Here is a 13790-nt window from a genome sequence, read left to right as displayed (position 1 = left end):
AATAGAAAAATAAGAATGTTTGTTCGATTCTTGGAAAATATAGTAAAATATTCAAGGAGTGAGGGACGCGTGCAACAAGTAAAAGAGCTTTTAAAAACAGTAGGATTTGTCGTGATCTTCACTTTATTCCTCTTGTTATTAAGACAGTATGTCTTTACTCCTGTGATCGTAAAAGGAGATTCGATGGACCCCACATTACATGATGGTGAGCGGGTGATTGCTTTGAAAAATACCGAGATCGAACGTTTCGATATCATAACGTTTGAAGCACCGGATGAAGCAGGCAAAAACTATATCAAACGCGTGATTGGTTTACCTGGCGATCAGGTTTCCTATCAAAACGATACCCTTTATATCAATGGACAAGCATATGATGAACCCTACTTGGATGAATTCAAAGCAGCTGTCACAGATGGCTTTCCATTGACCAGTGATTTTGATATGGGGTTATTTGGTGTTGAAGTCATTCCTGAAGGTCAAATTTTAGTGTTAGGGGATAACCGCCGAATTTCCAAAGATAGTCGTCAATTAGGTCTGATCGATGAAGCAACGATTTTGGGTGATGTAAAATTTGTATTCTGGCCAATTGCCGATTTTGGTATGCTAGGCAAAGAGTGAAATTCTGCGACCGTTTTTTTGTTTTTAAGGAGATTCTTTTAAAACAAAGACGCATTTGAAGAAGCGTGTCGGTGATTTTTAGTGTTTTTTTTAAAAGACGATGGAGAGAAGGAGTCCTTTCATGAGTTTACGATTTATCCTTGGCGATGGCCGTTGTCGTCATGATCAAGCAGTGATAGAAAATGCAAAAAGTTGGTTAGAAAAAGACCATCAAGAAGTTTTTTTTCTGGTACCTAACTACAACAAATTTGAACGAGAGCGTGAGATCCTTCAATTACTGAAAGAGGATCGCGTAGAAGATTTTGCTTCTATTCGCGCGCAAGTGTATAGTTTTCACCGTTTGGCTTGGTTTTATTTGCAGCAAACCGGCTTGCTTTCTCAAAATGCCATCACTGAAAATGGTGCCTCCATGATCATGCGTAAGCTGCTTTTGGAACTAGAAGAAGAACTCGTCTTATACCGTGGTGAGATCAACAAAGCGGGTTTTATCCAGCAATTGTTGGCGTTCTATCAAGAAATGCATACAAGTCGATTGGGGATCGAAGATTTATTGGCAGGTGGTGCTGCACCAAGCGCAACCCAAGACGAGGAGAAAAAATACAGTGAATTAGCGAAAATATTTCAACGATTTGAACAAGAACTTCTGGAGCGTGCATTACAAGTCGAACAACCGATCACCTTGTTGACACGCTTTCTTGAAGGTTCCTTGCCGGATGATTCTCCAGTGGAGCAAGCAATGCCTAACGCGGTGTCAATGAACAAAGCACCAGATCTTTCCCATGCCTTATTTATTATCAGTGGGTTTTCCGCTTTTTCAACACAGGAACAGCAGCTGATTCAAGTGTTGATGAAAAAAAGTCATGTCATTATTGATCTTTTTCTGGATCGTGGGTATCCACAAGAGCTGCCTTCACCGTTAAATTTGTTTTATGAAGCAGGGCGAACCTATTATCAATTGATCAGTTTTGCCCGAGAAAATCAAGTGCCGATTTATTTGGATCAGAAACTTTCGGTCAACCAAGAGGTAGACAAGGAAGCGAAGGGATCGATGCAACAGGCGTATAATGAAATTGAAACATTTTGGCGGCAGACCCAGTCACAAGTCAACTATCAGCAACAGTCCTCTGTGAAGGACTTTCTGGCAGTTTGGAAAGTTGGGAATCCAGAAGAAGAGATCCGTCAGATTGCAGCGTCGATCCGTGGGATGATGAGCGATAAGAAACGGTACCCAGCATTACGATACCGAGAGATCCAATTATTGATCGCCGAACCAGAAATCTATCATCAATATATTCCTAAAATTTTTACTGAGTTTGAGATTCCTTTTTATATCGATGAAGAGCAGATGATGGCGCAACATCCATTGGTTGAGTTTTTGAATGCTTTTTTTGCTTGTCAATCCTATGGCTTTCGCTTAAATGATATTTTACGGTTGCTTAGAACGGAACTTTACTTACCGGCAGCCTATCGCTCCGAAGCAGATTGGCTCGTTGGGCGTGACCAGTTTCGTAAGTTGGTGGATATTACCGAGAACAAAGCGTTGGCTCATGATTTCCAAGGAGCGAGTTGGACGAGAAACGAAGATTGGGAACTGATCGAGTATTTACAATCGGAAGAAGAGCAGACGGATAAAGTGGATTTGACAGCGTATACCAACCAGTTGCGCAGGGCCTTTAAACAAGATGTTGCTGATACTCTTGACTGGCTGACAGCTGCTAGAACGAACCGCGATGCGGTCGAACTGCTGTATCGCTTTTTACTGAATGCCGGTGTTGAAGAACAACTGCGGCATTGGCGAGATCAAGCGATCCAGCAAGGGAAGTTGGATCAAGCCCGTAATCATGAACAAGCATGGCAAGCCTTGATGGATTTGCTGGATGAATATGCTGCGATCTATGGGGAAGAGTCCTTTGATTTTGCGCTCTTTGAGGATGTCTTATTGACTGGCTTAGAAAATGTCACATTCGGGAAGATCCCAACAGCGATCGACCAAGTCAACATCAATCGCCTTGATCTGGCACGTCCAAAGCAAGCAAAGATCACATTTGCACCGGGATTGAATGAAACGGCGTTGCCAAGAAAAATAGAGAACAAAACGTTGTTGACGAATGAAGAACGTCAGCATTTCAATCAGTTGTTCAATGGTGAAAAATACCTTAGAGATACAGTGGTGGAAGGCAGTGTCAAGGAGCCATTTGCCTTTTATTCTGTCTTGCTTTCAGCAACGGAACACTTATCACTGTCCTATGCCGTTAATTTTGATACCCAGCAAAACATCAAAATGTCGCCTTATTTAGATCGCGTGGTCAAACGTTTGGATGTCCCACTGCAAGAGCGAGGGATTTTGACGCTAGTCAGCGATCCAAGAAACTATGTCGGCAGTTACCGTGGCCTGATCTATCAAATCAATAACCTCAGTCAGCAAGCGCAAAAAAACAAAGAGAATTTGCCTAGGGTTTGGGAGCAGCTGAAACAAGCACTGCTGCGTTCGGAATGGACAGATTTAGCTGCCCAAGTATTTGAAAGCCAAACGCATCAAAATATTCCGATTCCTTTGTCTCAAGCACAAGCTGCGGCACTATATGGACCGTCGATCTACAGTTCCATTTCTCAGATGGAGACGTTCTATCAGTGTGAATACAAGTATTTCGTCAGCTACGGATTACGGTTGAAAGAACGGGAAGTTTACGGCTTAAATCCAGCAATGACCGGTGAGTTTTTCCATGATGCGTTGGACCGCTTTGTCAAAGTCCTGATTGCTGAAAATATTTCCTTGACCCAGTTAACTGCTGACCAACGCGTGCAATTTGTGGAAGTCGTTTTGCAGGAAATTTTTGGCGAAAGCCGTTATCGCTTACTGACGAGCTCTGCTCGGATGAATTTTATTCGGTATCAATTAGGCAAGACGATTCAGCGAGTAGCGTGGGCATTAGCGAAACAAGGACAAAAAATGCATTTTAGTCCTGAAAAGACGGAGGTGCTATTCGGTCAGATCGCTGGCTCAAATGGAATCAATGGGATCGAATTGCCATTAAGTTCTGGCGGGAAACTGCATGTGCGGGGGAAGATCGATCGTGTCGATACGGCGAAAACGGAAGAAGAACAATGGCTTTCTGTTGTTGACTATAAATCTAGCAGCCGAGATTTTGACCTTTCTGAAGCATACTACGGACTTGCGATGCAGTTGATCACCTATCTCGATGTCGCATTGACGGATGCTGTCCAACTGGTTGGTTCGCCAAATGTGCGACCAGCGGGGGCTTATTATCTGCATGTGCATAATCCGCTTTTGGACGGACAAGAAGCCAGTGAAGAAGAACGTTTAAAACGTTTCAAGTATGACGGGTTGTTTATTGACGAACCGGCTGTTTTCCCGTTGCTAGATGAGGATGTTGAAGCCAGCAAAAATTCACCGATATTCCCTGTTCGAAAAGACAAAAACGGCAATTATCAAAAAACAACGCAGGCGAAAAACAAGTTTTATACAGAAGAAGAGCTTGAACTGTTAAGAAAACACAATCGTAAAAACATGCAGCAAAGCGGTGAGAAGCTGTTGAGCGGTGAAATCGCCTTAAACCCGTCTTATAAAATAAAAGACAAAAAACGGGCGTGTGAATTTTGTCCGTTTCGCAGCATCTGTGACTTTGATGTATTGTTGAAAGAAAATGAGTACCACCGTTTAGAAAACTTATCTAAAGATGAGATTATCCATCGCTTAAGGGAGGAAGAAGATGAGTAAGATCCCTTTAAAACCGCAAAATGAAACCTTTACGGATACCCAATGGCAAGCCATTTTTGATAAAGGGGATAATATCCTCGTTTCCGCTTCAGCGGGTTCAGGCAAAACCACCGTTTTGGTTCGGCGAGTGATCGAAAAGCTAAAAGCAGGAACGACGATCGATTCTTTACTGATCGTAACCTTTACCGAAGCAGCTGCTCGAGAAATGAAAGAACGGATTCAAGTGGCATTGCAACAGGCCATCAATCAAGAAAGTGACGAGCAAAAGCGCCAGCACTTCGTTCGTCAGCTGCAGCTGTTGCCGACAGCTAACATTTCTACCTTGCATGCGTTTTGTTTAACTGTGATTCGGCGTTTTTATTATTTGATCGATTTAGATCCCAATTTCCGCATGATGACCGATGAAACCGAAATTTTATTGATGAAAGAAGAAATATGGACACAGCTGAGAGATCAACAATATGAAGCCAATGATGAAGCCTTCTTTCGTTTGACGGAAAATTTTTCAAGTGATCGTTCTGATGAAGGCGTCGGGGATCTGATCCTGTCTCTTTATGACTTTGCCCGAGCCAATCCAGATCCAGTCAACTGGCTAGCTCATCTAAGTGATCACTATATCGGCAAAGAAACCTTTGCTGAAAATATCCTTTATCAATCGCAAATCAAACCGACTTTGCAAGAAAATTTGAAGACAGCGGCGCATTTGCTGCAGGCGGCGCAAGACTATGCCCGTTCTGATGAAGCGATGGAAAAAGCGGCACAGTTGATCGATACCGAATTGGGCATGGTGGAAACCTTAAAGGCTCTGCTGGATGCAGACGATGTCGATGGCTTCTATGAGCAGATCCAAACATTGCGTTTTGGTCGTTACCCAGCTTTTCGCAAACCAGAACAAAAGGAATTGTCCCAAGAAATCAAGCCCTTACGCGATGATGCGAAAAAATTGGTCGAGCAATTGAAAGCCACCTTCCCGTATCCACCAGCTGAAATGATGGAGCTGCTTCATCGATCAGCACCTGTCGTTGAAAAAATGGCAGCGATGACCGAAGCATTTATGAAAGCATTTCAAGAAAGAAAGCTTTCAAAAGGCCGTTTAGACTTTAATGATTTGGAACATTTCACCTTGCAGATTTTACAAGGAGATGGCAGTGGAAGTGAGGCATCGACCTATTATCGTGATCACTTTGAAGAAGTTTTAGTCGATGAATACCAAGACGTCAATCGGCTGCAAGAGGCAATTTTATATTGGGTCAGACAAGTCGATCATAACCCTGGCAATATGTTTATGGTGGGGGATGTGAAGCAGTCGATCTATTCGTTTCGACTAGCAGATCCGACGCTATTTATCGAAAAATACTTGGCATTTGAAACAGAGAATGGTGGGCGAAGAATCGTCTTAGCAGAAAATTTCCGTTCTCGTTCCGATGTATTGGATTTTACGAATCTAGTTTTTCAACAACTGATGGATGAAAGGGTTGGACAAATCCCTTACGATGAGGCGGCAGCCTTGATTACCGGTTTTCCTGATTTTCCAGAAAGCGAGGCCTTTGCCACAGAGCTCTTGTTATATGAAAAAGAGCATGAATCCGAAGAACAATTGATCGATGACAAAACAGAAGGTGAAATGCAGATCACTGCCTTGAAGATTCGAGAGTTGATTGAATCAAAATTCATGATCTATGACAAAAAAGCCAAAACAAATCGACCAATCACTTACAATGACATCGTCTTATTGACCCCCACACGTAAAAACAATCTTGTCATTTTGGATGTCTTTAAGCAGTTTGGGATTCCGATGGCGGTCAATGATGCTCAAAACTATTTTCAGGCAACGGAGATCCAAACCGTCGTTTCTTTGCTGCAGATCATTGATAACCCGTACCAAGATATCCCACTTGTGGCCGTTTTGCGTTCGCCAATCGTCGGCCTAACAGAAGATCAATTGGCTGAGATCCGTTTAGCGAATCGTTCCAGCGACTACTACGATGCAGTATTGGATTACCATGGGCAACAAGAAGCGTCACCCTTGTGGCAAACGGTGGATGGGTTTTTAACAAAACTGGAACAATGGCGAGAGGAAGCACGACGATTACCAATCCCAACCTTGCTTTGGCAAATCTATGAAGATACTGCCTATTTGGATTATGTCGTGGGACTGCCTGCAGGTCAGCAGCGCTATGCCAATTTAGCGGCATTGGTCCACAGAGCGGAGAAATACGAAAAGAGCAGTTTCCGTGGGTTGTACCAATTCATTCGCTTCATCGAAAAGATGCAAGAAAAAAACAAGGACTTGGCAGAGCCATTAGCTACACCAGTAGAAGATGCGGTTCGTGTGATGACCGTCCATGCAAGTAAAGGTTTGGAATTTCCTGTAGTCTTCTTATTGGATACAACAAAATTCTTTAATTACCAAGATTTTCAAAAACGCTATATCTTTGAAGAACAGCTGGGGGCTGGGATCCAATATGTGGAACCCGCAGAAAACCTTAAATTTGAAACACTACCGTTTCAAGCCATCAAGCAAGTTCGTTTGAAAAAAGCCTTGTCAGAAGAGATGCGAAAATTATACGTAGCATTGACACGAGCAGAGCAGAAGCTTTTCTTAGTAGGCTCCTATAAAAATCAAGCGGATGCCTTTAAGACGTGGCAATCTGGCTTGACACAATCCGAGATGGTTCTTGATCCAGCGTTGCGCCTTGTTGCTCGGGGGAGCTTGATGGATTGGGTCGGACGGACCTTGATGCGCCATCCAGATATGGAAGCAGTATTCTCCGAAGCGTCAGAGCGCAAGCGAACGATCGATCATCCTGCTCATTTTCGTCTGTCATGGTGGAATCAAGAAACGATCACGCAAGAAGTCCAAGAGACGCTTGCGCCAGTCGAGGAGCCTAAACGATTGATTGCGCCAAATAGCAATATCGATGATCTTTTGAAACGCCTAGCCTATCGCTATCCTTATCAAAAAGCGACCCAAACGACTAGTTATCAATCTGTTTCAGAATTGAAAAGACTCTATAACGATCCTGATGATCAACAGACCACTTTGTTGGAATGGCGGTCGGTTTCCGAGAAGACGAATCCTCAGCAATATCGCTACGTACAAGATGAATTGGCGAAACCCAAATTTCTGCAAGAAACGAAGCCTCTCGCCAGCAGTATCGGAACCGCAACACATACGGTTTTGCAAATGATCCCCTTAGGAATGAAGCCAACACAAGATACTTTGGCGCTCCTGATTGCTGAACTCGTGAAAAAGCAATTTTTTTCTGAAGAAATCGCCAAAAAAATTGACCGATCGAGTATTTTGTGGTTTTATCAAACTGAACTAGGTGAACTGCTGAACCAATTCTCTGATGTGGTGAAGCGGGAGCAGCCGTTTTCGATGCTAAAAGAGGCCGATACGATCTTTGAAGGGTTTGACGAACCAGATGCGCCGCTTTTGATCCATGGTATTATTGACGGCTATATTGAATTGGCGGATGAAATCATTTTGTATGACTTTAAAACGGATGATGTGTTCGGCAGTCAGGCTCAGATTGAACAGAAAATGCGCGAACGATATTATGGTCAATTAAAACTCTATTGCCAAGCATTGGAGAAAGCATTGAACAAACCAGTGAGACAGACCTATTTAGTGCTGTTAAAACCTAAGATGATCGTGGCATTCTAGCTGATCGATCCTAGTTTCTTACATTTCGTAAGTCATATGCTATAATAGGTAAAAGAGGTGATGGAGAATGATAAAAGTAGAATCGGATTATGCCCTTTGTCCTAAATTTGAAAAAGCTTTTTCTATTTTAGGCAAAAAGTGGAACGGCTTGATCATTGATGTCCTTCTTGAAGACGGCAAACAAAGATTTGTTGAGTTAGCAAACAAGATTCCTCAAGTGAGTGATCGGGTGTTAGTCGAACGCTTGAAAGAATTAGAGCGGGAAGAAATTGTCTGCAAAGAAAACAATCTTTACTGCTTGACGCCAAGAGGTATTGCTCTTGAAAAGAGTATGATGAGTGTGAAGCGTTGGGCAGAAACCTGGGTACGTGAGGAAGAATGCAGTTGATTTCTCAACGGAAATTAGGTAAACTAAGCTTAAATGAATAGTAATAAAAAGCGTTGATAGAAACTAGTAATTTGGCTGGATCAGAAAAAGGGAGACTTGTCACAGACTGAAAGCAAGTCCTGTATTCGAAAAATGAATTTCACTTCTGGAGCTTGCTGAGAACAATCAGTCGGCAGTGTTGCTGTCGTTAGCCGAAGTGAGTGCGCGGAACTTTCCGCGAATGAGGATGGTAACACGAGACGTCGTTCCTTTTTAAGGGATGACGTCTTTTTTTGTCTTTTTTTCAAAAGATCGTCACTTTTTCCAGTCAAATCGTTTTTACACTATTCACTGTATAGAAGGAGGAAACACATGTCTTTACAAGAAAAATTAGAAGCATTGAAGGAAACGACATTGCTTAAAATCAAAGAAAGTCCAACCATGAATGACTTGAATCAGATTCGAGTGGAAGTGCTTGGAAAAAAAGGTCCCATTACTGAAGTTCTACGGGGAATGAAAGATCTTTCTGCGGAAGAACGGCCGAAGGTGGGGAGCTATGCCAACGAGATTCGTGATATCTTGACAGAAGCGATCGAAGAAGCAAAATCGTCTATCGAAGCAGCAAACTTGGAAAAAGCCCTTGCTGAAGAATCCATCGACGTGACTTTGCCTGGTAAAAAGATGGACCGAGGAACACGCCATGTCCTAACGCAAATCATGGAAGAAATCGAAGATATCTTTGTTGGTATGGGCTACCAAGTAGTTGAAGGCTACGAAGTGGAAAAAGATCATTACAACTTCGAACGGATGAATCTGCCAAAAGATCATCCAGCCAGAGACATGCAGGATACTTTTTATATTTCAGAGGAAGTGCTGATTCGGACCCATACGTCACCAGTGCAAGCGCGAACAATGGAGACTCATGATTTTTCTAAAGGGCCGCTGCGGATGATCTCACCAGGGAAAGTTTTCCGTCGTGACACAGATGATGCGACCCATAGCCACCAATTCCATCAAATTGAAGGATTGGTGATCGATAAAAATATTACGATGGGTGACTTAAAAGGAACCTTAGAAGTCATGATGCAAAAAATGTTTGGTGAAGATCGCCAAATTCGCTTGCGACCAAGCTATTTCCCTTTCACAGAACCATCGGTCGAAGTCGATGTCAGCTGCTTCAAGTGCGGTGGTGCGGGTTGTAACGTTTGTAAACAAACTGGCTGGATCGAGATCCTCGGTGCTGGAATGGTGCATCCTAACGTCTTAGAAATGTCAGGGATCGATCCAACCCAATATTCAGGATTTGCTTTTGGTTTAGGTCCTGATCGAGTGGCAATGCTGCGCTACGGCGTAAACGACATTCGCCAATTCTATCAAAATGATGTGCGTTTCATTCGCCAGTTCAAGGGGGAACAATAAATGTTAGTATCGTACAAATGGTTAAATGAATACCTTGATCTGTCTGAGATCACACCAAAAGAGCTGGCGGACAAAATGTCAGTGACCGGGATCGAAGTCGAAGGTATTGACGTGCCTGAAGAGGGTTTAAAAAAAATCGTTGTCGGAGAAGTGACCGACTGCCGACCACATCCAGATTCTGATCATCTATCGATTTGCCAAGTAAATATTGGTGAGGAAGAAGACACGCAAATCGTTTGTGGGGCACCAAATGTCAAAAGTGGCATCAAAGTCATCGTAGCATTACCAGGCTCTCGAATCGCAGGCAATGTAAAAATCAAAAAGAGCAAGATGCGGGGAGAAGTTTCGAACGGCATGATTTGTTCATTGCAAGAACTAGGGTATGCTGATAGTGTAATCCCCAAGGAATACGCAGAAGGAATCTATTATTTACCAGCAGAAGCAGAAGTAGGAACACCGGTTTTTCCTTATCTCGATATGGATGATCACATTATCGAATTATCGATCACTCCGAACCGCGCGGATGCGTTGAGCATGCGGGGGGTTGCTTATGAAGTCGGTGCCATCTATCGGCAAACACCGAAGTTTCCTGAAATTGCGCTTAAAGAAAGTGAAGTAGCTGCTGCCGATAAAATTCAGGTGAAGGTCACGGAAGCAACTGATGCACCCGCTTACCAAATTCGAATCATTGATGGTGTAACGATCGCCCCAAGTCCACAATGGCTGCAAAATCGCTTGATGAATGAAGGCATTCGTCCAATCAACAATGTCGTGGACGTGACAAATTATATCTTGCTATTATTTGGCCAACCATTGCATGCTTTTGATTATCAAAAGCTAGACAGCAAGGAAATACTGGTACGTCGCGGCAAAGAAAATGAAAGCCTGGTTACCTTAGATGGAGAAACACGTCAGCTTTCATCAGAAGACATCGTTATCACCAACGGAACGACACCCGTTGCGCTCGCAGGCGTCATGGGAGGGCTTGATTCTGAAATCACGGAAACAACGACCACAGTCGCTTTAGAAGCGGCGTTGTTCGATCCATTAGCGATTCGTTTAACCTCAAAGAAATTCAATTTAAGAAGTGAGTCCTCTGCTCGTTTTGAAAAAGGGATCAACCAAGCAACGGTTGCAAAAGCTTGTGATGCAGCAGCAGCACTAATTGCAGAACTTGCTGGCGGAACGGTCTTAAAAGGGGCAGTAATAGGTTCCCAAGTAGCTGTAGAACCTGTGGAGGTTACAATCACTTTAGCTCGAATCAATAGCTATTTAGGCACAGAAATCACTGATGAAGAAGTGCAAGAAATCTTTGATGCATTAGGCTTTGGCCATCGTCAAGAAGCAGACAGCTATATTGTTTCTGTCCCACCTCGTCGTTGGGATATTGCGATCGAAGCAGATATCATTGAAGAAGTGGCGCGTATTTACGGTTATGATCGTTTGCCATCGACTTTACCGCAAGGAGAAACGGTTGCCGGTCATCTAACCAAAGCGCAACGTCTGACTAGAGAAGTTCGGACGCTATTGGAAGGCAACGGGGTCAGTGAAGCCATCAGCTATGCTTTGACCACTGAAGAGAAGGCACAACAATTTACGGATAAATCGAGCCAAGTGACTCGATTGGATTGGCCAATGACCGAAGAGCGTGCCGTCTTGCGCTTGAATCTGATTTCAGGCTTGTTAGACGACGTTGCGTACAATTTGGCACGTAAAAACAATCGTGTTGCTTTGTATGAAATTGGTCGCGTCTTCTATCAAACAGGCGACAGTAAGCACGAGCTGCCAACAGAAGTCAATCACTTAGGGCTAGCTTTGACAGGAAATATCCATGAGAAAGACTGGCAAACCCAAGCTCAAAAAGTTGATTTCTTCCATTTGAAAGGCATTTTAGAAAATCTATTTGATTCGTTGGCATTAACCGACCGTATTCGTTATCAAAAAACGGCAGCTATCAAAGAGATGCATCCTGGCCGTACGGCAATGGTCCTGCTAGATGACCAAGAAATCGGCTTCTTGGGACAAGTCCACCCATCGATCGCCAAAGATTATGAAGTGAGTGAAACCTATGTTGCTGAATTGAACTTAGATCAACTGTTAGCAGCGAAAACAGAACAATTGGTCTATCAACCAGTTTCTAAGTTCCCATCAGTGACCCGAGATATGGCACTCTTGCTTGATGAAACGATCGATAACCAGTCCGTGATGGAGATCATTCGCGAAAGTGCAGGTCGCTTCTTAAGTGCGATTCGTTTATTCGATGTTTATCAAGGGAAAAACATCGAAGCAGGCAAAAAATCATTAGGGTACAGCCTTACCTTTAGCAATCCAGAAGCTACCCTGACGGATGAAGAGATCAATCAAGCAATAGCGAAAATTACTCGTAACTTAGAAGAAAAAGTTCAAGCAGAAATCCGCTAATCAAATAAGTAGAAAAACGTTCTCCACCATACAAAGAAGTTGGGTGGGGAACGTTTTCTACTATTATAATAGATGCTCAGATGACACAAGAATGTGAGGAGTTGAGTGAAAGCCGTAAAAGATTTCTCTATAGAAGGCAATCCAGCTTTTTTGGTACAACTTTTTTAAACACTGGCAAGGTTGAAAAAAGGATTTCCTAATCCGCATTTTATGAGGTTATTTTTTAGGACAGCTTTCTTGGTTTTTGTGCAAGAAACAGCATCAAATCAAATTACACAAAGTGTCAGTCTGGGGAGGAAGGGTTCTCGTGAAATCTAACACAGAGTTGACACATAGGTTTTGTATGAAAGAATTCATTCCGATTTGTAAACAAAAAAACAAGCCGTAAAGGCTTGTTTTTTAGGCGAAGTAATTGATGCCCATTGCATTTTTGACTTCAGCTAACGTTTGGGCGGCAACTTGTTCTGCTTTTTCACTACCAATTTTTAATAAGTTCATCACTTCACCGGGATCTTTTGCAAAAGCTTCACGGCGTTCACGAATCGGTGCAAATTCGGCTTCTAGAACATCGATCAAATAGCGTTTGATTTTGACATCGCCTAATCCACCACGGGTGTAATGTTCTTTTAATTCAGCAATTTTTTCTTTTTCAGTGCCAAATACATCAAGATACGTAAAGACCATATTGCCTTCAACTTGTCCAGGATCGTTGACATGAATGTGATTTGGGTCCGTATACATGCTCATCACTTTCTTTTGTAATACATCGGCTGGATCAGCTAAGTAAATACCATTGTTCAGTGATTTGCTCATTTTCCCGTTCCCATCGATCCCCGCTAAACGTCCCATGCCTTTTGGCGGTAAAACCGCTTTTGGTTCGACTAATACTTCACTATACGTAGAATTAAAACTATGCACGATTTCTTGCGTTTGTTCCAGCATTGGTTTTTGATCTTCTCCAACGGGGACTAAATTTGCTTTAAAAGCGGTGATATCCGCTGCTTGAGAGACAGGATAGATGAAGAAACCTGAAGGGACGCCTTCACCAAATTTTTTTTGTTCAATTTCGGCTTTAACGGTTGGATTGCGTCGTACTCGAGCAACACTGACTAGATTGAGATAATACATCGTCAATTCAGAGAGCTGAGGGATTTGCGATTGAATAAACATCGTTGTTTTTGCTGGATCCAATCCAACGGCTAAATAATCCAAAGCAACTTCTAAAATATTCGCTGAGACCTTCTCAGGTGTTTTCGCGTTATCTGTTAGTGCCTGCATGTCAGCGACCATGATATAAAGCTGATTTTCAGGGTCGGCTTGCATTTCGACCCGTTTTTTTAAAGACCCCACATAATGGCCAAGATGCAATTTGCCAGTTGGGCGGTCGCCAGTTAAAATCGTATTCACTTTTTTTCCACCTTTTCCTTTATTATATGGTTTATCTTACCTTTTTTTAGCAAAAGAAACAACCGGTTCTCCTTGTGATCTGATGGGGTGAGAAAAATTTTCATGGACAAAAACCTCACATCAAAGTAAAATAGCACTTGTCTTTTCAG

General features: G+C 42.8%; 7 protein-coding genes. 6 read left to right on the top strand and 1 reads right to left on the bottom strand.

Annotated features, from left to right (window positions below; genetic code table 11):
* The first annotated feature begins 69 nt into the window (after positions 1 to 69).
* From lepB to pheT, 6 genes are all read left to right on the top strand, one after another.
* A complete protein-coding gene (gene lepB, locus IGI77_RS09520; protein ID WP_005226195.1) occupies positions 70 to 618 on the top strand; it encodes a signal peptidase I in 549 nt (182 codons plus the stop codon).
* 121 nt (positions 619 to 739) lie between these two features.
* Positions 740 to 4357 (top strand): PD-(D/E)XK nuclease family protein, encoded by a 3618-nt coding sequence (locus IGI77_RS09515; RefSeq protein ID WP_438769920.1) that lies wholly within the window; start codon positions 740 to 742, stop codon positions 4355 to 4357.
* Positions 4350 to 8027 (top strand): helicase-exonuclease AddAB subunit AddA, encoded by a 3678-nt coding sequence (gene addA / locus IGI77_RS09510; RefSeq protein ID WP_438769919.1) that lies wholly within the window; start codon positions 4350 to 4352, stop codon positions 8025 to 8027. Before IGI77_RS09515 ends, addA begins: the two co-directional genes overlap by 8 nt.
* A 67-nt stretch (positions 8028 to 8094) precedes the next feature.
* Entirely contained in the window at positions 8095 to 8415 is a 321-nt protein-coding gene (locus tag IGI77_RS09505) for a winged helix-turn-helix transcriptional regulator (RefSeq protein ID WP_005226192.1), read from the top strand.
* A gap of 351 nt (positions 8416 to 8766) precedes the next feature.
* Positions 8767 to 9813, top strand: coding sequence for a phenylalanine--tRNA ligase subunit alpha (gene pheS, locus IGI77_RS09500; RefSeq protein ID WP_005226191.1), 1047 nt, complete (start codon positions 8767 to 8769; stop codon positions 9811 to 9813).
* Entirely contained in the window at positions 9814 to 12234 is a 2421-nt protein-coding gene (pheT, locus tag IGI77_RS09495; RefSeq protein WP_438769918.1) for a phenylalanine--tRNA ligase subunit beta, read from the top strand.
* 399 nt (positions 12235 to 12633) lie between these two features.
* Here the strand turns inward: pheT and trpS are convergent, their stop codons facing one another.
* Entirely contained in the window at positions 12634 to 13641 is a 1008-nt protein-coding gene (gene trpS, locus IGI77_RS09490; protein ID WP_005226189.1) for a tryptophan--tRNA ligase, read from the bottom strand.
* Positions 13642 to 13790 lie beyond the last annotated feature (149 nt).

Source organism: Enterococcus sp. DIV0213h, from assembly GCF_051711285.1.
Lineage (GTDB): Bacteria > Bacillota > Bacilli > Lactobacillales > Enterococcaceae > Enterococcus_D > Enterococcus_D casseliflavus.
Note: the sequence above shows the minus strand (reverse complement) of the source record. Positions and strands in the feature narration are given on the sequence as shown.

What these genes read in the sequence shown, in the direction of transcription:
- IGI77_RS09515 (WP_438769920.1), top strand. Translation starts at nt 740, where the DNA reads ATGAGTTTACGATTTATCCTTGGCGATGGCCGTTGTCGTCATGATCAA.
- addA (WP_438769919.1), top strand. Translation starts at nt 4,350, where the DNA reads ATGAGTAAGATCCCTTTAAAACCGCAAAATGAAACCTTTACGGATACC.
- IGI77_RS09505 (WP_005226192.1), top strand. Translation starts at nt 8,095, where the DNA reads ATGATAAAAGTAGAATCGGATTATGCCCTTTGTCCTAAATTTGAAAAA.
- pheS (WP_005226191.1), top strand. Translation starts at nt 8,767, where the DNA reads ATGTCTTTACAAGAAAAATTAGAAGCATTGAAGGAAACGACATTGCTT.
- pheT (WP_438769918.1), top strand. Translation starts at nt 9,814, where the DNA reads ATGTTAGTATCGTACAAATGGTTAAATGAATACCTTGATCTGTCTGAG.